This is a genomic window from Pseudomonas sp. TYF_14 (assembly GCF_043105275.1).
In the GTDB taxonomy this organism is placed as follows: domain Bacteria; phylum Pseudomonadota; class Gammaproteobacteria; order Pseudomonadales; family Pseudomonadaceae; genus Aquipseudomonas; species Aquipseudomonas alloputida.
The window spans coordinates 22519-42501 of record NZ_JBICLK010000095.1 but is presented as its reverse complement, the minus strand read 5'-3'; the positions used below and the strand labels follow the sequence as shown (position 1 = coordinate 42501).

The 19983-nt window shown below is 62.5% G+C and carries 22 protein-coding genes; 12 read left to right on the top strand and 10 right to left on the bottom strand.

What is annotated here, in order from left to right:
• Window positions 1-46 precede the first annotated feature (46 nt).
• From ACF8O8_RS26845 to ACF8O8_RS26835, 3 genes are all read left to right on the top strand, one after another.
• Window positions 47-364, top strand: a complete 318-nt coding sequence (locus ACF8O8_RS26845; RefSeq protein ID WP_003251077.1) for an SCP2 sterol-binding domain-containing protein — start codon at window positions 47-49, stop codon at window positions 362-364.
• A 183-nt stretch (window positions 365-547) separates the two neighbouring features.
• On the top strand, window positions 548-1615 hold the full coding sequence (locus ACF8O8_RS26840; RefSeq protein ID WP_010954749.1) for a phosphotransferase family protein: 1068 nt from the start codon (window positions 548-550) through the stop codon (window positions 1613-1615).
• Window positions 1616-1651: 36 nt separating this feature from the next.
• Window positions 1652-2419 carry an SDR family oxidoreductase gene (locus ACF8O8_RS26835; protein ID WP_003251082.1) on the top strand — a complete coding sequence of 256 codons (768 nt, stop codon included), beginning with the start codon at window positions 1652-1654 and terminating at the stop codon, window positions 2417-2419.
• Here ACF8O8_RS26835 and ACF8O8_RS26830 read toward each other — a convergent pair whose 3' ends face one another.
• Complete coding sequence (locus ACF8O8_RS26830) at window positions 2420-3241, bottom strand: bifunctional 2-polyprenyl-6-hydroxyphenol methylase/3-demethylubiquinol 3-O-methyltransferase UbiG (protein ID WP_003251085.1); 822 nt, start codon at window positions 3239-3241, stop codon at window positions 2420-2422.
• Between the two features lie 169 nt (window positions 3242-3410).
• A complete protein-coding gene (locus ACF8O8_RS26825; protein ID WP_012051882.1) occupies window positions 3411-3761 on the bottom strand; it encodes a hypothetical protein in 351 nt (116 codons plus the stop codon).
• A gap of 117 nt (window positions 3762-3878) precedes the next feature.
• Here ACF8O8_RS26825 and ACF8O8_RS26820 point away from each other — a divergent pair, with 117 nt between their 5' ends.
• The 5 genes from ACF8O8_RS26820 (at window position 3879) to ACF8O8_RS26800 (ending at window position 8582) form a co-directional block, all read left to right on the top strand.
• On the top strand, window positions 3879-4169 hold the full coding sequence (locus ACF8O8_RS26820) for an RcnB family protein (RefSeq protein ID WP_010954750.1): 291 nt from the start codon (window positions 3879-3881) through the stop codon (window positions 4167-4169).
• A gap of 243 nt (window positions 4170-4412) precedes the next feature.
• The gene (locus tag ACF8O8_RS26815; RefSeq protein ID WP_004577263.1) at window positions 4413-4598 is read left to right on the top strand and encodes a hypothetical protein; all 186 of its coding nucleotides are present in this window, start codon (window positions 4413-4415) and stop codon (window positions 4596-4598) included.
• 73 nt (window positions 4599-4671) lie between these two features.
• Window positions 4672-5064: a glycine zipper domain-containing protein gene (locus ACF8O8_RS26810; protein ID WP_010954752.1), complete on the top strand. Its 393-nt coding sequence runs from the start codon at window positions 4672-4674 to the stop codon at window positions 5062-5064.
• Window positions 5065-5190: 126 nt separating this feature from the next.
• Window positions 5191-7020 (top strand): SLC13 family permease, encoded by a 1830-nt coding sequence (locus ACF8O8_RS26805; protein WP_392510842.1) that lies wholly within the window; start codon window positions 5191-5193, stop codon window positions 7018-7020.
• Between the two features lie 137 nt (window positions 7021-7157).
• The gene (locus ACF8O8_RS26800; protein ID WP_392510840.1) at window positions 7158-8582 is read left to right on the top strand and encodes a diguanylate cyclase; all 1425 of its coding nucleotides are present in this window, start codon (window positions 7158-7160) and stop codon (window positions 8580-8582) included.
• 1 nt (window position 8583) lies between these two features.
• Here ACF8O8_RS26800 and ACF8O8_RS26795 read toward each other — a convergent pair whose 3' ends face one another.
• The gene (locus ACF8O8_RS26795) at window positions 8584-9345 is read right to left on the bottom strand and encodes a TSUP family transporter (RefSeq protein WP_010954755.1); all 762 of its coding nucleotides are present in this window, start codon (window positions 9343-9345) and stop codon (window positions 8584-8586) included.
• 98 nt (window positions 9346-9443) lie between these two features.
• Here ACF8O8_RS26795 and ACF8O8_RS26790 point away from each other — a divergent pair, with 98 nt between their 5' ends.
• On the top strand, window positions 9444-10349 hold the full coding sequence (locus tag ACF8O8_RS26790) for a LysR substrate-binding domain-containing protein (RefSeq protein ID WP_392510838.1): 906 nt from the start codon (window positions 9444-9446) through the stop codon (window positions 10347-10349).
• A 312-nt stretch (window positions 10350-10661) separates the two neighbouring features.
• On the opposite strand, the gene ACF8O8_RS26785 is transcribed toward ACF8O8_RS26790, so the two are convergent.
• A complete protein-coding gene (locus ACF8O8_RS26785; RefSeq protein ID WP_350298061.1) occupies window positions 10662-10937 on the bottom strand; it encodes a hypothetical protein in 276 nt (91 codons plus the stop codon).
• A gap of 260 nt (window positions 10938-11197) precedes the next feature.
• Between ACF8O8_RS26785 and ACF8O8_RS26780 the strand changes: the two genes are divergently transcribed.
• Entirely contained in the window at window positions 11198-11383 is a 186-nt protein-coding gene (locus ACF8O8_RS26780; RefSeq protein ID WP_350298062.1) for a hypothetical protein, read from the top strand.
• A 171-nt stretch (window positions 11384-11554) separates the two neighbouring features.
• On the opposite strand, the gene ACF8O8_RS26775 is transcribed toward ACF8O8_RS26780, so the two are convergent.
• The 6 genes from ACF8O8_RS26775 to nicC all read right to left on the bottom strand — a co-directional run bounded on the left by ACF8O8_RS26775 (window position 11555) and on the right by nicC (window position 17881).
• Window positions 11555-12847, bottom strand: a complete 1293-nt coding sequence (locus tag ACF8O8_RS26775) for an OprD family porin (RefSeq protein ID WP_392510836.1) — start codon at window positions 12845-12847, stop codon at window positions 11555-11557.
• A 137-nt stretch (window positions 12848-12984) separates the two neighbouring features.
• Window positions 12985-14298 (bottom strand): MFS transporter, encoded by a 1314-nt coding sequence (locus ACF8O8_RS26770; RefSeq protein ID WP_003251108.1) that lies wholly within the window; start codon window positions 14296-14298, stop codon window positions 12985-12987.
• Window positions 14299-14506: 208 nt separating this feature from the next.
• Window positions 14507-15148: an N-carbamoylsarcosine amidohydrolase gene (locus tag ACF8O8_RS26765; RefSeq protein ID WP_003251109.1), complete on the bottom strand. Its 642-nt coding sequence runs from the start codon at window positions 15146-15148 to the stop codon at window positions 14507-14509.
• A gap of 15 nt (window positions 15149-15163) precedes the next feature.
• Window positions 15164-15916, bottom strand: a complete 753-nt coding sequence (locus ACF8O8_RS26760) for a maleate isomerase (protein ID WP_003251112.1) — start codon at window positions 15914-15916, stop codon at window positions 15164-15166.
• A 13-nt stretch (window positions 15917-15929) separates the two neighbouring features.
• Window positions 15930-16736: an N-formylmaleamate deformylase gene (gene nicD, locus ACF8O8_RS26755; RefSeq protein WP_010954762.1), complete on the bottom strand. Its 807-nt coding sequence runs from the start codon at window positions 16734-16736 to the stop codon at window positions 15930-15932.
• Window positions 16733-17881 carry a 6-hydroxynicotinate 3-monooxygenase gene (gene nicC, locus ACF8O8_RS26750; RefSeq protein ID WP_010954763.1) on the bottom strand — a complete coding sequence of 383 codons (1149 nt, stop codon included), beginning with the start codon at window positions 17879-17881 and terminating at the stop codon, window positions 16733-16735. The genes nicD and nicC overlap by 4 nt, the downstream gene beginning before the upstream one ends.
• 321 nt (window positions 17882-18202) lie before the next feature.
• Here nicC and ACF8O8_RS26745 point away from each other — a divergent pair, with 321 nt between their 5' ends.
• A complete protein-coding gene (locus tag ACF8O8_RS26745; RefSeq protein WP_004577272.1) occupies window positions 18203-19255 on the top strand; it encodes a 2,5-dihydroxypyridine 5,6-dioxygenase in 1053 nt (350 codons plus the stop codon).
• 70 nt (window positions 19256-19325) lie between these two features.
• The gene (locus ACF8O8_RS26740; protein WP_350298065.1) at window positions 19326-19802 is read left to right on the top strand and encodes a MarR family winged helix-turn-helix transcriptional regulator; all 477 of its coding nucleotides are present in this window, start codon (window positions 19326-19328) and stop codon (window positions 19800-19802) included.
• The last annotated feature ends 181 nt before the right edge of the window (window positions 19803-19983 follow it).

The following is a 19983-nucleotide window of genomic DNA, read 5'->3' as shown; positions in this document are numbered from 1 at the left end:
TTGTGTCCCTGCGGGGACGTGTAAATCACTCTATAAGGAATGCGCCATGACCTCCGTAGCTGATGCCGTCAAAAAGATGCAAGAGAAATTCAACCCATCCGCTGCCGCCGGCCTGGACCTGGTGTTCGGCTTCAACATCACCGACGAAGACAAGCACTACGCGCTGATCGTCAAGGACGGCACCTGCGACCTGCAGGAAGGCGAAAACCCGGATGCCAACTGCACCCTGGTGATGGACGCCGAAACCCTGAAGGGTATCGTAAGCGGCGAAACCGACGGCATGCAGGCCTTCATGGGTGGCAAGCTGCGGGTTGAAGGCGACATGATGCTGTCGATGAAACTCAGCGAGCTGTTCCCGTCCTGAGGGCTGGGAATACCGGATGATCGAAAAACCGAAGCCTGACGGCTTCGGTTTTTTTTGCCCTGCATTCGGTGCAGTGATCCACCAGCAACACCCTCACCTATTTGGCACATGGGACGATTGTTCCAACCCTGGCGGACCATTAGATTACCCAATAGTACTTGCTATCGAGAATAAGGAAGACGCATGACGCTCACCGACCAGTCCACCCAGGTACGCCCCGGCGAAGAACTCGACGCGGCCGTCATCGACCCTTACTTCAAAGCCAATATCCCCGGCCTGCACGGCCTGCCGAGCATCAGCCAGTTTCCTGGCGGCGCCTCCAACCTCACCTACCTGGTCAGCTACCCGGGCCGCGACTTCGTGCTGCGTCGACCACCCTTCGGTCAAAAGGCCAAATCGGCCCACGACATGGGTCGCGAGTACCGCATCCTCAACCAACTGAACAGCGGCTTCCCCTACTGCCCCAAGGCCTACGCACACTGCACCGACACCGGCCTGATCGGCGGCGAGTTCTATGTGATGGAACGGGTCAAGGGCATCATCCTGCGCTCGGACATCCCAGCCGAACTGAACCTGGACGCCAGCCGGACCGAAGCCCTGTGCAAAAGCTTCATCGACCGCCTGGTCGAGCTGCACCAGGTGGACTACACCGCCTGCGGCCTGGCCGACCTGGGCAAGCCGGAGGGCTACGTGCAGCGCCAGATCGAGGGCTGGACCAGCCGTTATGAAAAAGCCCTGACACCGGATGCGCCACGCTGGGAAACGGTAACCGCCTGGCTGCACGAAAAAATGCCGGCCGACCACCCGCGCCCAGGCATCGTGCACAACGACTACCGGTTCGACAACGTCATCCTGGACGCGGACAACCCCATGCGCATCATCGGTGTGCTGGACTGGGAAATGGCCACCCTGGGCGACCCACTCATGGACCTGGGCAACTGCCTAGCCTACTGGATCGAAGCCGGCGACCCGACGCCAGTGCAGTTGATGCGCCGCCAGCCGAGCAACGCGCCGGGCATGCTCAGCCGTCGCCAGTTCGTCGATTACTACGCCGAGCGCGCCGGCATCCGCCTGGACAACTTCGATTACTACTATTGCTATGGCCTGTTCCGCCTGGCAGGCATCGTTCAGCAGATCTACTACCGCTACTACCATGGCCAGACCCAGGACAAGCGTTTCGCCCAGTTCATTCACATGAACCGCTTGCTGGAACAAATGACCTTGCAGGTCATTTCCAAGTCCAGCCTCTGAGCACAGCCCACGACGACGGATAACAAGGAAAACAGCATGTCCAAGACCCACCTGTTCGACCTCGACGGCAAGATTGCCTTTGTTTCCGGCGCCAGCCGTGGCATCGGCGAGGCCATCGCCCACTTGCTCGCGCAGCAAGGGGCCCATGTGATCGTTTCCAGCCGCAAGCTTGACGGGTGCCAGCAGGTGGCCGACGCCATCATTGCCGCCGGCGGCAAGGCCACGGCTGTGGCCTGCCACATTGGTGAGCTGGAACAGATTCAGCAGGTGTTCGCCGGCATTCGCGAACAGTTCGGGCGACTGGACGTGCTGGTCAACAATGCAGCCACCAACCCGCAATTCTGCAATGTGCTGGACACCGACCCAGGGGCGTTCCAGAAGACCGTGGACGTGAACATCCGTGGTTACTTCTTCATGTCGGTGGAGGCTGGCAAGCTGATGCGCGAGAACGGCGGCGGCAGCATCATCAACGTGGCGTCGATCAACGGTGTTTCACCCGGGCTGTTCCAAGGCATCTACTCGGTGACCAAGGCGGCGGTCATCAACATGACCAAGGTGTTCGCCAAAGAGTGTGCACCCTTCGGTATTCGCTGCAACGCGCTACTGCCGGGGCTGACCGATACCAAGTTCGCTTCGGCATTGGTGAAGAACGAAGCCATCCTCAACGCCGCCTTGCAGCAGATCCCCCTCAAACGCGTGGCCGACCCCAAGGAAATGGCGGGCGCGGTGCTGTACCTGGCCAGCGATGCCTCCAGCTACACCACCGGCACCACGCTCAATGTCGACGGTGGCTTCCTGTCCTGATCAGGCTTTGACGGCGACCAAGGTGTAACTCAGGGGCAGGCGTGCAGGCTGCTCGCGCAGGCGATATTCGCCGTCTTCGCCCTTGACCATCTGCCCTGGCAGCGCCTCCCAGGGGATGCTCTGGTGCTCGACCAGCGCTGTCAGCTGCAGGCCGTGAGCCAGCAAGGCGGTGATCACTTCACCCAGGCCGTGGTTCCACTCGTGGGTTTCGGTGTGGGTCAGGCGTTGATCGGTTTCGACGTAGGTCTGGTCGGTGTGCCACACCGTCGGCGCTTCGTGCTCGAAATACGGATATTCGAGCTGCAGGCGGTCCTGATGATCTTCGTTGACAGCCATCAGCATCGGATGCCCGTCGCGCAGGAACAGTCGCCCGCCCGGTTTCAGCAGTGCCGCGACGGTGCGTGCCCATGGCTCGATGCGGGGCAGCCAGCAGAGCGCGCCAATACCGGTGTAGACCAGGTCGAACGTACCCGCCGGCAGTACCTTGTCGGCGGCATAGACGTCAGACTCGACATACTGGATGGGCAGCGCACATCGCTCGGCCAATGCCCGTGCTTCGGCCAGCGAAGCCTTGGAATAATCCAGGCCGCAAACCTTGGCGCCAAGGCGCGCCAGCGACAGGGTGTCGGTGCCGATGTGGCACTGCAAGTGGACCGTATCAAGCCCGTCGATGTCACCGAGCAATGGCAGGTCGAAGCGTACGGTTTCGGACAAGTGCCCGTGTTGCTGGACCAGGCGTTCGACCTCGTAGTCCTTCGAAGCGGCGTGCAATGGGGCACGCTCATCCCAGCTTATACGGTTGAGTTGCAGTGAACGGTCCATGGTGTCGTCCTTGCGTGGAAGCACCTTATGCTAGCCGCCACCGCGCGCGCTGCGACACAACTGCCTTGAAAAAAACTGTAAAGCCCGCGCGCCTCTGCTGTGGCAACAACTGCCTTGCTCAGTACCCTGAATGCACGGGCCCTTACAGGAGCGGCGATAGCGCCAGCCGTTACAGGCAGGTTGCAGCAGCCGCTCGGCGCTGCAGAGCCACGCCGTCGTTCTGCTTCGCGTAGTAATCCACACGCGTCCCGCCCGACTGCGGGTAAACGTCCACGAACGCTTCGGCCTCACGGGTAAACACGGTGAATCCGCCCTGCTTGCGCGGCTCCAGGTAGCCGCTGGCGTCATCACCGAAAACCTTCTCTTCCTGCCAGCTGAACTGGATGCACTGGGCAACCAGCTCTGGCGCCTTGTGCGAGTCGAGCTGCGCAGTCGGCTTGCCGCCACGCGCCGTTTCCATGGTCGCAGAAGCACAACCGGCCAGCATCAGCACCGCAGCCAACGGCAGAATCGCACGCATGTTCCATCCTCGGGGTCGCAAAAAAGAAGGCGACTCTAGCACTGGCAGGCATCCCGAGTGAATTGCCGCGCACTTGCCGCTGTCGCAGATAAAACATGCCATCACGAGGAACCCATCATGAAACTGCACTATCTGCTACTCGCCGCCCTGCCTTGCCTGCCCCTGAGCGTCAGCGCCGCCCCCTCGAGCGAAGAAAGCATCACAGCCCCCGAAACCCACAACCGTGAACTGAACGTCGGCGACAAGGCCCCGGACCAGTACAAACGCGATGACCAGGCCATCCAGGACTGGAAAGCCAAAGGCCTGCCCGAACCGGAAAAGGAAAGCCATTGGGTGCGCATGGGCAAGCATTATGTGCTGGTGCAGATCACCAATGGCGTGGTGCTGGCGATTCAACCAGCATCCTGATTTGACACGCCCCGGCCAAGGCGACCCATTGCACAGCACTTCGCCGCCGGCCAAGCATGGCCAGAACGTGTTGATACGCTTGGAACGATCAATGCCGGTCAGCGCCACAGCCCGTTCTTTCAGACGGACGCCTTGGCGCTGATCACTTGAAGCATAATTTTTTTGCCCGCCCGGGAAACCAAATCGATCGGTCCCAGTCTTAAAAGGTGCCCCGTAAACCTATGCGGATCAAGGACCTATATCGTGCTCACGCGTCTTGCAAGCCTTTCTCTGGTTGCTGTTGTCCTGCTGACCGCAGGTTGCCATAGCCATCGCTACCATGATGACGACGGCTGGCGTGACCGCGACCGTGACCATCGCCACCACCACCGCCATGACCGCGACGACGATGACGATCGGCAATACCGCGGTGACCGCTACTACCGCTGAAGCGTCCTTTCAGCCCTGACCTGCCGCCCGTTGCGCGGCGACTTATCCTGATGATTCCTTTGAGGTTCGTATCATGCGTCTGACTCTGCCTTCCCTTGCCCTCGGCCTGCTGCTATGCCAGGGCGCTTTCGCCGGTGACGGTACTGCCGCCATTGGCGGTGGCCTGGGGGGTGTCCTGGGCAACGTTGTTGGTCAACAGCTCGGCGGCAAGACCGGCGCAGCCATCGGTGCCGGCGTTGGCGGCGCAGCCGGCAGCGCTGTCGGTGCGCGCAAAGGCAACCGTACCGAAGCCGCCATCGGCGGTGGCCTGGGCTCGGCCGGCGGCTCGCTGCTGGGCGGCGCAGTAGGCGGCAAGACCGGTTCGACCGTGGGTGCCGGCCTGGGCGGCGCGGCCGGTGGTGCCCTCGGCAACCATCTGGGCGACAACAACCGCGGCAGCAAGAAGCACCACCGCCACCGTCACTGACCCCGTGACCGGAGGGCCGCATAGCGGCCCTTTTTGTTGCAGCACATCAACACCCCCTTCACTACAAGCTGGCACACTGACTGCTACTGTCTATCGTGCCCCCGTGTGAAGGAACACCCCCTCCCCATGAACCATGAGTTGCTCTGGGTCCTCGGCCTGCTGGCCATCGTGATTACCCTGTTCGTCATCAACCGCCCACGTATGGACGTGGTCGCGCTGCTGGTGATTCTCGCCCTGCCACTACTCGGCATCCTTACCGTGGAACAGGCCCTGGCCGGGTTCAGCGACCCCAACGTGGTGCTGATCGCCGCCCTGTTCGTGATTGGCGAAGGCTTGGTGCGCACCGGCATTGCCTATCGCATCGGCGAATGGATGAGCGAGCGGGCCGGCAATAGCGAAGCGCGCCTGCTGGTACTGCTGATGGTGGCGGTGGCCGGGCTGGGATCAATCATGAGCTCCACCGGCGTGGTGGCCATTTTCATCCCGGTGGTGCTGAGCATCGCTGCGCGCCTGCAGCTGTCACCCAGCCGCCTGATGATGCCACTGGCTTTTGCCGGCCTCATCAGTGGCATGCTCAGCCTGGTCGCCACACCGCCCAACGTAGTGGTGCACAGCGAGCTGGTCCGCCATGGCGAAGCGGGGTTCAGCTTCTTCAGCTTTACCCCGTTCGGCCTGGTGGTGCTGGTGCTGGGCATTGGCTACATGCTGCTGACCAGGCACTGGCTCAACGGTGAAGTGCGCAAGGACGGCCGGGTGGAAAGCCGCCGCACCTTGCTGGACCTGGTACTGGACTACAAGCTCAACGGCCGTGAACGACGCCTGCGCATCCGCCCTCAGTCGCCGCTGATCGGCCACAACCTTGGCGAACTGCAACTGCGCACCAGACACGGCGCCAACGTGATCGGTATCGAGCGCCAGCACAAGTTCACAACGCGCGTGATCGCGGCCGACTCGGGCACCGTGTTGCATCAGGGCGACGTGCTGCTGCTCGATCTGTTCGCCAAGCATGACGACCTGCGCAGCCTGTGCCAAACCATGCACCTGGAGCCGCTGCACTTCAAGGCCGCGTACTTCATCGACCAGTCCCAGGATTTGGGAATGGCTGAGGTCTCGCTGCCGCCCGGCTCGCAGTTGATCGGCAAGAGTATTCTCGAACTGGCGTTTCGCACCCGCTATGGCCTCAACGTGGTCGGCCTGCGCCGCGATCAGGCCGCTATCGAAGAGCAACTGGTGGAAGAAAAGCTGCGCCTTGGCGACACGCTGCTGGTAGTCGGCCCGTGGAAGGCAGTACGCCAATTGCAAAGCAAGCCCAAAGATTTCCTGGTCCTGAGCTTGCCCGCCGAGATCGACCTGGTCGCACCAGCCCGCACTCGCGCGCCGCAAGCGTTGCTTAGCCTGGCGGTAATGGTCGGGCTAATGGTCAGCGGCGCCGTACCCAATGTCATTGCAGCGTTGATCGGCTGCTTGCTGATGGGCGCAGGCCGTTGCATCGACATGAACAGTGCCTACCGCGCCATCCACTGGCAAAGCCTGGTGCTGATCGTGGGCATGCTGCCCTTCGCCCAGGCGCTGCAGAAAACCGGCGGCATCGACCTGGCGGTGGGTGGGCTGGTGAACGTGCTGGGTGGTGCCGGCCCCAGCGCCATTCTTGCCTGCCTGTTCGCCGTCACCGCAGTGATCGGGCTGTTCATTTCCAACACCGCCACCGCGGTTCTGATGGCGCCGGTGGCTGTCAGCACTGCGGCGCAGCTGGGCATGTCGCCCTACCCGTTCGCCATGACCGTCGCACTGGCCGCGTCAGCGGCATTCATGACGCCGGTGTCATCACCGGTCAACACGCTGGTGCTTGGGCCCGGGCAATACCGCTTCGCTGACTTCGTCAAGATTGGCGTGCCGTTCACCGTGCTGGTGATGCTGGTTACCGTCGTGATGGTGCCGTGGTTCTTCGGGCTGTGAGGAAAGTGGCCAGAAATAGAGGCAATTTGACATTATCGCAACCAATCGCGGCAGATTGACATCAACCACCCTGAGCCAACACACTGCAGGTAATTGCCCCAGGTGCTCTATCGCGTTGTCCTGGATTTCGTTTCCGCTTGCCGGTCGAGTTCATGGTTTTTCCAGCCCAATCGCGCGTGTTGCCTTATGTCGTTGTAGTTGGCGTAACCTTCGCCCTTACCCTGGGCGGTATCCTGGCACGCCCGATCGAATCGCTGTCGCTGTTCTGGCCAGTCAATGCCGTACTGGCCGGCGTACTGCTGCGCTACCCCCGTCAAGCCACGTTTACGGGCTTTAGCCTGGTGTGGCTGGCCATGGTCGGGGCCGACCTGCTGTGTGGCAGCGCCTGGGTACCGGCTCTGTGGTTAAACCTGTGCAATCTTGGCGTGGTGGTCACCCTCTGGCAGCTGCTGTCGCGCTTGCCACGCATGCACCGGCGCATGCGCAGCCCGCACGGCGTACTCAGCGTGTTCGCCGCCTGCGCCGCCGCTGCCATGGTGGCGGCGAGCATGGCAGCGGTAATGGCCGCACCCTGGTTCGAACAGTCGTTGCGCGCCACCTGGCTAGCCTGGCTCAGCGAACAGTTCTCGACCGGCGTGCTGGTGCTGCCGGTGCTGCTTACAGCGCCCTCGGTGCGGGCCTTGGTGCGCGGCGGCGCGCAGCCCATCCGCCTGGCGCCGTTGCTGGTACTGCTGGCCTCGCTGGCATTCAGCATCGCATTCGGTGGCCCTGGGGCCATTGCCTTCCCGATTGCCGCGTTACTGTGGTGTGCCTGGACCTATTCACCGTTTCTGGTTTCATTGCTGACGCTCACGGCCGGCAGTACGCTGATCGTGGCTGTGGCGCAAAACCTCATGCACTTCAGCGTGCCGCAGAGCGAGCCTGGGGTTACCACGCTGATGTCGGCGCGCCTGGGCATCGCCATGCTGGTGCTCGGGCCGCTGGTGGTGGCCTGCGTCAGCCAGGCCAACCGTAGCCTCATGGCCCGCCTGGCGCACCAGGCCACCGTCGACCACCTCACCGGTGTGCTCACCCGCAGCGCCTTCACACGCCGCGCCAACGCGCTGCTGGAGAGCCGTCAACAGCACGCCCAGGCGCTGCCGCTGACCCTGATGATGCTGGACATCGACCACTTCAAGTCGATCAACGATGCCCACGGCCATGCCGTCGGTGACCAGGTTCTGCGCCAATTCGCCAGCACCCTCCAGGACCAGCTGCACAACGATGAGCTGATCGCACGCCTGGGTGGCGAAGAATTCGTTGTCATCCTGCCCGGACTTGCGCCAGAGCGGGCCAACTTCACCGCCGAACGCCTGCGCCGCGCCATACAGGACCTGCACGTGACACAGGCCGACCAGCGCCTGCAGATTACCGTGAGTATCGGTGTGGCAGGCTGCGACGCAGACATGCCGGCCCCCAGCCTCGACGAACTGCTGGCCAGTGCCGACCAGGCCCTGTACCGGGCCAAGGCCCGGGGCCGCAACCGCGTCGAACAGGCCGAAGCACAGCGCCTGGTGATCTGAACTAGCCGGCCAGCAGGTCCCACGACAGCTTGGCGATCAGCACACACAACAGCACCAGGAACAGCCCGCGGACAAACCCGGCACCCTTGCGTACCGCCAGCCAGGTACCGGTCAGCGCGCCGAGAATGTTGCACACTGCCATGGGCAAGGCTATGGCGTACAGCACGTTGCCCGTCGGCACGAAGAACACCAGCGCCGCCAGGTTGGTGGCAATGTTCACCACCTTGGCCGAAGCCGAGGCGTGCAGGAAGTCCAGGGCAAAGAAGCGGATGAACAGGAAGATCAGGAAGCTACCGGTGCCCGGGCCGAACAGGCCATCGTAGAAGCCGATAGCACCGCCGATCAGCACTGCCAGGCACTGCTCCTTGCGGCCGACCTGGGCAGGTGTGTGCAAGGTGCCGAAGTCCTTCTTGCAGAAGGTGTAGACAGCCATCAGCACGATCAGCACCAGCACCGCCGGGCGCATCACGCTGGGGGGTACCAGCGACACCGTGGCGGCCCCCGCGAACGACATGACAAAGGCACTGAGTGCCGCCGGTACGATCAACCCCCAATCCAGCGTCACTTTACGGATGAACGAGCGGGCCGCGAAGGCCGTGCCGCACACGGACGCCAGTTTGTTGCTGCCGAGCAAGGCGGCCGGTTGCGCGGAGGGCAACACGTTGAACAAGGCCGGGATCTGGATCAGCCCGCCGCCACCCACCGCGGCGTCGATCAACCCAGCGGCGAAGGCGAACACAGAAAGCACAGCAATATCCATCATGACGCGGTTCCAGGCAGTGAAGACGCCTGCAAGGCTAATCAAAGTGGCACACTTGTGTTGAAATGCCATATTGCGATAACTGCAACGAGGAGCAGGCCATGGCACTGGACATGCTGCGGGAAATTCAGGCGTTCGTCAGCGTGGCGCACAAGCGCAGCTTCGTTGCTGCCGCCCGCGCCCTGGGGCGTTCACCCAGCGCAGTTACGCGCGCGGTACAAACCCTGGAAGACAATGCGGGAAGCAAACTGCTCAACCGCAACGCCAACGCCGTCACCCTGACCGAGGCCGGCGAGCGCTTGCTGCCGCATGCCGAACGCTTGCTGGATGTGCAACGCGATGCAGCCGACGAATTGGCCGCGCTCAGCGGCAACGCCCAAGGCTGGATTCGCTTTGCCGCGCCGCAACTGCTGGGAGAGCATGTGCTACCGCAAGTGCTTGCCGAGTTTTCCCGCCGCCACCCTCAGGTGACCCTGGACGTGCAGTACAGCGACGAAGCCCTTGACCCGCTGCAAGGTAAATTCGACTTCGTGGTGCGCGGCGCCTTCCCGCAATCGAGCGAGCTGATCGGCTACCCGCTTTGGCCCTACCAGCGCCACCTGTATGCCAGCCCGGCATATCTGGCCCTGGCTGGCACACCGCAACATCCGGAAGACCTGGATGGACACACCTTGATCCTGCATACCGCGCCACGCATCCTCAAGGCCTGGCACTTTTGCCACAATGACCAGATCACCAGCCTTCGCCCCAGGCCCAGGCTCCGCCTGGGCTCAGGAGGCGCGGTGTACCACAGCACCCTGGCCGGCGCCGGCATCGCTCGCCTTGCCGCCTGGGTCGGCGAAGCACAGGTCAAGGCCGGCCGCCTGGTGCGGGTGTGCCCGCAGTACCGCTTGACGTCCAGTAGCGGCCAGGACCCACAGATGCATGCTGTATACCCTGCCGGCGAGTTGCCGACGCGAGTGCGTGACTTGCTGGCCGCCCTGCGCCGAGCCGGCCCGCTGCACTGAAACAAGCCATGAAACGACTGTTCAAATTCTGCTCAATTTAACAGAGCCCGCCGCGGGTCTGGCTTGCAGCACTTTATCCACAGACCTACCCACGTTTTTTGTGGACAGATTTCCCAGCGTAAAGAACGACTTATCGCACAAGCAGAAAGGCGAATTGGCCAACCTGACCCGCTCGATCCACGCCTGCCCTGAGAATGACTTGCACCTGATGCTGACCCAGCAGTGCGATGAAAAAGATGACCGGCCATTGGCCAATAGATTGGGCCCGTCGCTTGGAGTGGACGGGCCGCGCAGGGGAAAACGCAGTTGAACTCAGCTTGGCGGAATGGTGCCAAGAATACCAATCAGAATGGTCAGCAGCAGAAAACCACCCAGGAACAGCGCCAGCTTGCCCATTGGAACCTCTACAGTTGTGATGCGGGAATGGGCATATTGTCGAGCTTGGGCTGATACGGTTACAGATTCAGGTTTATGGAAAAAAAGCGGATCAGATGTGATGCGCAGATGCCGCCGAGCTGGATTCAGCCGCAGTGGTTGACGCTGAGCACGTGTCGCTCGCGGGCCGGCAATTGATACATGAAGTTTCAAAACACGCCTCCAGCTTTGCGCAGTACCTGCGTTGAGTGCGCTGCCCCTCGAAAGCGCCCGAACCCAGCCAATACGGTAGATTGAGTTTGCTTGGGAGGACACTATCTGAAACACGACTTGTAGGATTATTTACCGCACTCCGTAGGAAATGACGCAGCAATGAGTATTGCCTGTATGAAACATCAGTTTCTCCGGCAAATTCGAGCTGCTACGGTCCATTTTTCCTACAACGGTACGGAAGCCTACAGCGTGAGCAAATCATGGACTCGTTCAAAACCTCTGCACTGAAGTTGCAGAAAAATCTGCTTAACCTGCGCGTTGAGCGTGAGCGCTTAAGAGGTGAAGGCAAGGACAAGCAAGCGGATCAACTCACTGGGCCGATCGCGCGGCTTGAGGAGGCCATTCGGCAACTGCCGGATAGCCTGAAGCCCGACACCTTGCAGTGACCTGCAAGAGCCATTGTCATGCTCCACAGCTCAGGCCTACCCATCCCCTTGCACGAGCAGCCTTGCGCTGCGAAGAGCGCGGTAAGGCAAACGACTGCCTTAGGCAGCTATTGCTTCTTCGCAGCATAAGGTTGCTTCGGAAGCCGAGCTGGCGCCGGGTCACCTATCCCCTCAGAACACCTTGATCGTGTAACTCAGAATCAAGCGGTTCTCATCTATATCTGTCCGGTAGTTGGAGCGCGCCATCACATTGCGCACCCGTATCCCAAGCCCGGCCAACGGCCCGCTTTGCACGACGTAGGCCAGGTCCAGGTCACGCTCGCGGTCACGCCCTTCAAAGCCCAGCCCTGTCTCCACGTCCCGGCCCTTCACATAACGCAGGGTCGACGTCAGCCCTGGAAGCCCCAAGGCGACAAAATTGTAATCATGTCGCACCTGCCACGAGCGTTCACCCGGCGCCGAGAACTCATAGGTCGGCAGCGTATTACCCATCGGGTTGGTGTTGGCGCCTACCTGGATAAAGCCGTCATCGCCGCCGATCTGCTGATAGCCCACATAAAAGGTATGCCCGCCGGTCTTGGCCGAGAACAGGCTGAACAGCGCATGGTTATCGTAGTCGCCAGCCACCTTGCTCCCGTCCTCGCGGGCATCGAAGTAGCCGGCATTGACCCCCAGCGTCCAGCTCCCCAGCGGCTCGGCATGCTTGAAGCTATAGAAGCGCTGCTGGTAGATATCCTCCAGCTGCGCCTGCCAGACACCGACGCTGGTTCGGTTGTCGTTGAAGGCATAGTCGGCACCCACGTAGTTGAACCGGTCGCTGGTAAAACGCGCCAGCCGCGCCGGGTTGATCGGGTCGTTGACCAGCGCGTACATCTTCTGGCTGTTGGACGAGTCGCGCAGGCTGGTGGAGCGGAACTGGCCGGCGCTCAGGGTCAACCCGGCGAACTCGCGCGACTCCAGCATCGCGCCCTGGTATGTCGGCGGCAGCAGGCGCAAATCGCTGAACAGCAGCACCGGCAGGTTGGGCATCAACTCGCCCACTTTCAGCTCGGTTTGCGACACCTTGAACTTGATCGCCGCACCCAGGCGGCTGTATTCGTCCGCCGACTTGCCGCTGTCCAGGCTGGGCAGCAACCCGGACCGGGCATGTTCCGGGCTGCTGTCGAGCTTGAAACCCAGCAGGCCGGTAACATCCACACCCACGCCAAGGGTGCCCTGGGTATAACCGGAGCTGGCATTGAGGATAAACCCCTGCGCCCATTCCTGGGTACGCGACTGGGTGCTGGCGCCCTTGATATCGGCATAGTCGCGGCTGAAGAAGTAATTGCGCGCCTGCAGCGTGGCGCGGGCACCTTCGATGAAACCGGCCTCTTCTGCCGTGGCCTCTGCACACAAGGCGGCGGCAATACAACCGCCGGCCAGGCGTGCAGACGAAGAAAGACGCGGCGCAGTGAAACCTTGCATAGGGCTACTCCTGGATTTGGGCAACAGCAACCCGGCGCGGCGGCACTGCATGGCCACCGGCGTGCGGGTTGCATCGAGAGAGGTCGGCAGGCGGGCCCCGGCCCGCCTGCCCTGCCGTTGCGTGAAGCGCTGGGCCGCTAGCGGTTGACCAGCTTGGCCGGCAAGGCGATGACCAGGAAGCAGCTGAGGATCAGGCAGCCGGCAAACACCCACAGCGCAGCGTGCGAGGTGCCGGTGAGGTCGGTGACCACGCCCATCAGTGAGTTGCTCACCAGGCCGGCGATGTTGGCTACCGAACAGGCCAGGGCAAAGCCGGTGGCGGCTGCGGTGCCTTTGAGGAAGGTCGCCGGCAGGCTGAAGAACACCGGCACCGCGCCGATGATCGCCGCCGAGGCAATGGCGAACAGCACCACGGTCATCACCAGGTTCTGGCTGAACAAGGTGCTGCTGGCCATGGCGATTGCACCAATGATGAACGGCACGATGATGTGCCAGCGGCGCTCGCGGTGGCGGTCGGAGCTGGCCCCGATCATGAGCATGCCGGCCAGCGCGGCCAGGCTTGGAATGGCCGTGAGCAGGCCGATATGGAAGGTGTCGCTGACGCCCGCATCGCGGATGAAGGTCGGCATCCAGAAGCCCATCGCATAGGCGCTGAGCAGGATCGAAAAGTCGATACCACCGAGCATCCACACCTTAAGGTTGAAGAAGCCATCGCGGAAGCTGTGTTTGCTGTCCTTGCCCTCGGCATCGTCGGCGGCCAGGTCTGCCGCCAGTTGTGCCTTGTCGTCAGCCGACAGCCACTTGGCCTGCTGGAAATGGTTAGGCAATGCCCAGAACGTGAGGATGCCGAGCAAAACGCTGGGGATCGCCTCCAGCAGGAACAGCCACTGCCACCCATGCAAACCTTGAACCTGGTCGAAATGCCCCATGATCCAGCCAGAAATCGGCCCGCCAATCACGCTCGACAACGGCAGCCCGATCATGAACAGGGCAATGATGCGCCCGCGGCGATAGGTGGGGTACCACATGGTCAGGTAGTACAACACGCCTGGCAGGAAGCCGGCCTCGGCCGCACCCAGCAGGAAACGCAGGATATAGAACTGGGTGGTGCTGGTGACGAACATGGTGCAGGCCGACAGCAGGCCCCAGGTGATCATGATGCGGGCGATCCACAGCTTGGCGCCAACGCGCTGCAGGATCAGGTTGCTCGGCACTTCGAAGATGATGTAGCCGACGAAGAACAGCCCTGCACCCAGGCCATAGGCCGCTGTGCTGAACTGCAGGTCTTCGAGCATCTGCAGCTTGGCGAAGCCGACATTGATGCGGTCCAGATAAGCTGCGAGGTAGCAGAAACACAAGAAGGGGATGAGCCTCCAGGTGATCTTGCTGTACAGCGCTTTCGTGCCATGGTCGATGTCACTGTGGACCGTGGTTGCATTCGCAATTGGCATTTCCTGTCTCCTGGCGGGCGACTTTGTGGTTGTTTTAAGGCCAGCAGTTTTCGACGCGCCGGGCACGCCGCGCATTCTACGCGGCGGGCCTGGACAGCGCCTGAAGACCCCGAGTGCTCCTGCGGGGCGACCACCCGGACAGCAGGCGGTCATGGACGGGCTTCCCGCACCGGTCCTTGATTGTTATTGGGTAGGCGCTGCCCGGCGTTCAGCCGGCCAGGTGCCTGAGTTGCTGCATGGCATCCTGCCGGGTGACGACATCACCGTACTTGCTGTCGATGTCGAACAGGTTGGCTTCGTGCGGGTCGCTGTGGCGGTCACCGACACACTCGCGCACCACGATGGTTCGAAACCCGTGCTGCATGGCATCCACCGCACTGGCGCGGATGCAGCCGCTGGTCGAGCAGCCAGCCAGCACCACGGTATCCACCCCTTGTGCATGCAGCAGCGGGGCCAGGCTGGTGGCGAAGAAAGCGCTGGCGTACTGTTTGCTCAGCACCACCTCCCCTGCCTGTGGCGCAACGGCCTCGCAAAAGGCTGCCAGCGGGTTGCCTTCGACCATGTCCTTCATCACCGGCGCCTTGCGCACCCACACGCCGCCGTCAGCAAAATGCGGAGGCTGGTAGCGGATGTTGGTATGCACCACCAAGGTACCGCAGTCGCGGGCCAGCGCCAGCAGGCCGGCGGCCTGCTCGACTGCCGCGACCACGCCCGGGGCGTACAGCGGTGCGCCCGGGGTGGTGTAGCCCTGCATGAAGTCGATCATCAGCAGGGCCGGCTTGCGGCCAAAGCCGATGCGCTGGCCCCACACACCCTGGTAGTTGTCACGGGCGCTTTGTGCGTCGCTCATGTCCGTCTCCCGATTTCAGTAGGCGCCCGACAGCAAGGCACCGGCGCCCGGCACGATCGGCTCCAGGTCCAGCGCCTTGAGCATGGCGTAGGTGGTAGCGATTGCAGCGGTGACCACCGGCTTGCCGGTTTGCGCCTCGACCTTGGCCACTGCCGGCAGCGATTGCATCTGCACGCACGCCGACAGCACCACCACATCGACGCCTTCAAGGTCCATGCCGGCGACGATGCCCGGCAGGTTGGCCGGGTCGTGACGGGCCACGGCGAGGTTGTCGGGGATTTCCAGCGCGCGCCAGTCCTGCACCTCGAAGCCTTCCTCGCGGATGTAGTTCACCACCAACTCGGTCAGCGGCTTCATGTACGGCGCGACGATGGCAATGCGCTTGGCCTTCATCACATGCAAGGCCTCGACCAGCGCCCCGGCGCTGGTGATCACCGGTGCCAGTGCATCATTGTCGGCGGTGGCCTGCTGCAGGCGCTTTTCAGATTGGCGGTGATAGCCCAGCCCCATGGCCATGATCGCCACAAGGCAGGCATAGCCCAGCACATCGACCTTGGCGTCGGACAGCTCGACTGCGCAGCGGTCGGACTCGGCGTCCATCGCGGCCAGTTCTTCCTTCTTCACCTGCTTCATGCGCATGCGGCTGGAATGGAAGGTGAACCGCTCGGGGCGGATCGCCTGGCGTGCGTTGAGCATCGCCGGAATTTCGGTTTCCATGGTGGTGTTCGAACTCGGCACGATCTGGCCGATGCGGTATAGCTGGGTCATGTCTCGTGCTCCGTCAGACGAGGGGGTGGTCGAGGAAGTCGCCAAAGGCGGCGAAGAAACCGTCCAGGTCATCCCAGGGGATCATGTGGCCGGCGTTGTCCACGTACGCGACCTGGATATCCGGCTTGAGCTCGCGCATTTCAGCAATGTCACGGGGCTCGATCACTCCACCCCGCCCGGCCACCATCAGCAATGCCGGCTGGCGCACCGCAGGCAGGTACTGGTGGATATCGACCTCGTGGAAATCATCGAAGGCCCGCACGATCGCCGGCTCGTAGCAGGTGTGCAGCCACTCGGCACGCAGGGCCAGCTGCTCGTCGCTCCAGGTGGCACAGAAGGCGCGCATGTCATCGCCGCTCATGCCAACCGTGGCTTGGCGGATCGAATCGACGTACCACGGCAACTTGCTCGGGTAGGCGCGGCGGCCCGGCCCGGACACCGGTGGGTCGACCAGCACCAGCCGCTGCAGTCCCGGTGCCCCTTGGGCGGCTGCGCGGATGGCAAAACGCGCCCCCATCGAGTGACCGAGCAGATGGTAGCTATCCAGGCCCAGCGCGGCGGCAAAGGCGGGAATATCCGCAGCACAAGCGTCGGTGCCGTAGTCCAGGTCGGGGCCGCTTGAAGACAAGCCACGCCCGCGCACATCCAGCACATAGGTGTCGAAATAATGCCCAAGGCGCTCGGCGACAAAGCCCCAGGTGATCGCTGGGCTGGTGATGCCCGGCACCAGGATCAGCGCATGGCCCTTGCCGCCATAGCGCAGGTAATGCTGGCGGATGCCATTGGCGCTGACGTTACCACCAGCGACGAAGGTGCTCATGCCGCCTCCCCGCTTTCAAGCTGCTGCCCATAGAGGTCGTAGCCGTAAACCCAGGCTGGATCTTCCTGGCTGTAGAGCCAGGTGTTGGCGTTGGATACCGATTGCACCTGCGATGCCCGCTCTTTGCGGTTGGCTTCATACAACGCGAACGCCGTGCGGTGGTCGGACAGCCCGGTCTCCTGCAGGCAGCGGGTCAGCATGGCCGCGTCCTCGATGGCCATGCACGCGCCCTGGGCCATGTGTGGCTTCATCGGGTGGCAGGCGTCGCCCAGCAGCACCAGGCGGCCACGGCTCCACAACGGCAACGGGTTGCGGTTGCGCAGCGGCCACTTGGTGATCGATTCGGTAGCGTCGATCAGCTTCTGCACCGTGGGGTGGTAGCCTTCGAAGGCTGCGCGCATTTCTTCCTGGCTGCTGTCGACGAACGCACCCTGGAAGTCCCAGGCTTCATGTGGCACGCCGGTGACGAAGTAATACTCGTCGCGCTTGCCGGTGGTGTAGTAGACCATCATGTGGCGGTCTTCGGACCACCATTTGACGCAGGGCTCGAACACATCGGCATGCTGTGCCAGGTTCACCCCGCGAATCAGTGCACGGTGCGCGACCCAGCCGCTGTAGATCGGCGCTTCAGCCCCCAGCAACTCTTCACGGATCTTCGAGTGGATGCCGTCGGCCCCGATGACGATGTCGGCCACGGTGTGGGTGCCGTCGGCGAAGTCCAGGCGCACTTGGTCACCTTCGTCGACGATCTTTTCCAGGCGCTTGCCGAAGTGCACGGTGCCCGGCTGGATGGCCTCGATCTGCAGGGCGTGCAGGTCGCCACGGTGGATGGTGATGTAGGCAGCGCCGTATTCGCGGCGGGCAAACTCGCCCAGCGGAATGCGCGACAGGTAATCACCGGTATTGCCGTCGCGGCTGAACCAGAAGTCCGGGTGCGAGCCCATCAGCTCCAGCTTCTGCTCCAGCCCCATGCGGCGGAAGATTTTCATCACGTTAGGGCCGATATGAATGCCTGCGCCCAGGCGGGTGAACGCCGGAGCCTGTTCGAATACCTCGACATCGAACCCGGCCTGTTGCAGCAATGTGGCGGCGGCTGCCCCACCCAGACCTGCACCGACGATTGCGATTTTCTGCCTACCCCGCATGGGTATGTCTCCTCTTGTTCTGATAGGTGGCCAGCGGCTCAACCGCCTGACAATTTAGAGCGTATACGCTACAAATGACCTTTGAAAAGAGCCAGCTGAAAATATTTTTCAAACAGCTGATCGAAACGACATCCGGCTGATTGTTACCGTAAATACTGGTCAATGTGTGGATAGGTAACGTTTGAACAGATCACTTGCGCTCGCTGGCAGGATGCGTTTTCATCTGCACAAGTAGGGTGTACACACTATTATTTTGCACCGAGATGCAGCACCAGGCACTGCCATGGTGCGCCCCTGTCAACGCCACCCAGGAGAACCCCGATGCCGGTGAGCAATGCACAACTGACCCAGATGTTCGAGCACGTACTGAAGCTGTCTCGAGTGGACGAAACGCAGAGCGTGGCCGTGCTCAAGAGCCACTACTCCGACCCGCGCACGGTCAACGCCGCCATGGAGGCCGCCCAGCGTTTGAAGGCCAAGGTGTATGCGGTAGAGCTGCCGGCGTTCAACCACCCGACCGCCATGGGCAACGACATGACGGCCTACTGCGGCGACACCGCGCTGACCGGCAACCTGGCGGCGCAGCGGGCGCTGGAAGCCGCCGACCTGGTCGTCGACACCATGATGCTGCTGCACTCGCCCGAGCAGGAGCAGATTCTCAAGACCGGCACGCGCATCCTGCTGGCCGTGGAGCCACCCGAGGTGCTGGCGCGCATGCTGCCGACCGAAGACGACAAACGCCGGGTGCTGGCTGCCGAAACCCTGTTGAAACAGGCGCGCAGCCTGCATGTGCGGTCCAAGGCCGGTAGCGACTTCCATGCCCCGCTCGGCCAGTACCCGGCCGTGACTGAGTACGGCTATGCCGACGAACCGGGGCGCTGGGACCACTGGCCCAGCGGCTTTCTGTTCACCTGGCCGAACGAGGACAGCGCCGAGGGCACGCTGGTGCTGGACGTGGGTGACATCATCCTGCCGTTCAAGAACTATTGCCGCGAGCGCATCACCCTGGAAATCGAAAAAGGCTTCATCACCGGCATACATGGCGGCTTCGAGGCCGAGTACCTGCGTGACTACATGAAATACTTCAACGACCCCGAGGTATACGGCATCTCGCACATAGGCTGGGGCCTGCAGCCGCGCGCGCAATGGACGGCCATGGGCCTGCACGACCGCAACGACGGCATGTGCATGGATGCCCGTGCGTTCTACGGCAACTTCCTGTTCTCCACCGGCCCCAACACCGAGGTCGGCGGCAAGCGCAAGACCCCGTGCCACCTGGACATCCCGCTGCGCAACTGCGATATCTACCTGGATGACAAGGCGGTAGTGCTGGCCGGCGACGTGGTTGCACCAGAGGAGTCGCGAGCGCGATAGGGGTTATACTGGCCGGGCGCTCCGCTATTGGCGGCCGGCCAGCCTCTTTCCACCCAGCCCAAGCCATCCTATGTCGAAAAAAACCACCCCCAGCAGCGCCCCGCTCGACAACACCACCTACGACGTTACCGAACAGGTCGGGCACTTGCTGCGCAAGGCCTACCAACGGCACACGGCGATCTTCCAGCAGCAGGCCTGCGACCCGCAGCTTACCTCGATCCAGTTCGTCACCCTGTGCGCCCTGCGCGATCACGGCCCCAGCTCCCAGGCCGAACTGATCAAGGCCACCGCGGTGGACCAGGCAACCATCCGCGGCATCGTCGAGCGCCTGAAGGCGCGCGAGCTGGTGCAGCTTTCGCCAGACCCGGGCGACCGGCGCAAGGTCATCGTCGAACTCACCGAAAGCGGCGCGGCCTTGCTCGATGCAATGATCCCCTGCGCCCGGCAGATCAGCGAACTGAGCATGGGCAGCCTGAATGCCGGGGAGCGCGTAGCCATTTTGTACCTGCTGCGCAAGATGATCGACAGCGACGAGAACGCGGGCTGAAAATTGTTGTGACTGCCGCGGTGGCCGTCACAGATACGCGGCCTGAGAGATCAAGCGCATCGCGAGCAAGCTCGCTCACATTGGACACGCATCGGTGGTTGGACACAGGCCGCCGTAGGAGCGGGTTCACCCGCGAATGGGCCGGCCCTGCTGGCCAATCTCCACCTGCCGATCACCGTTG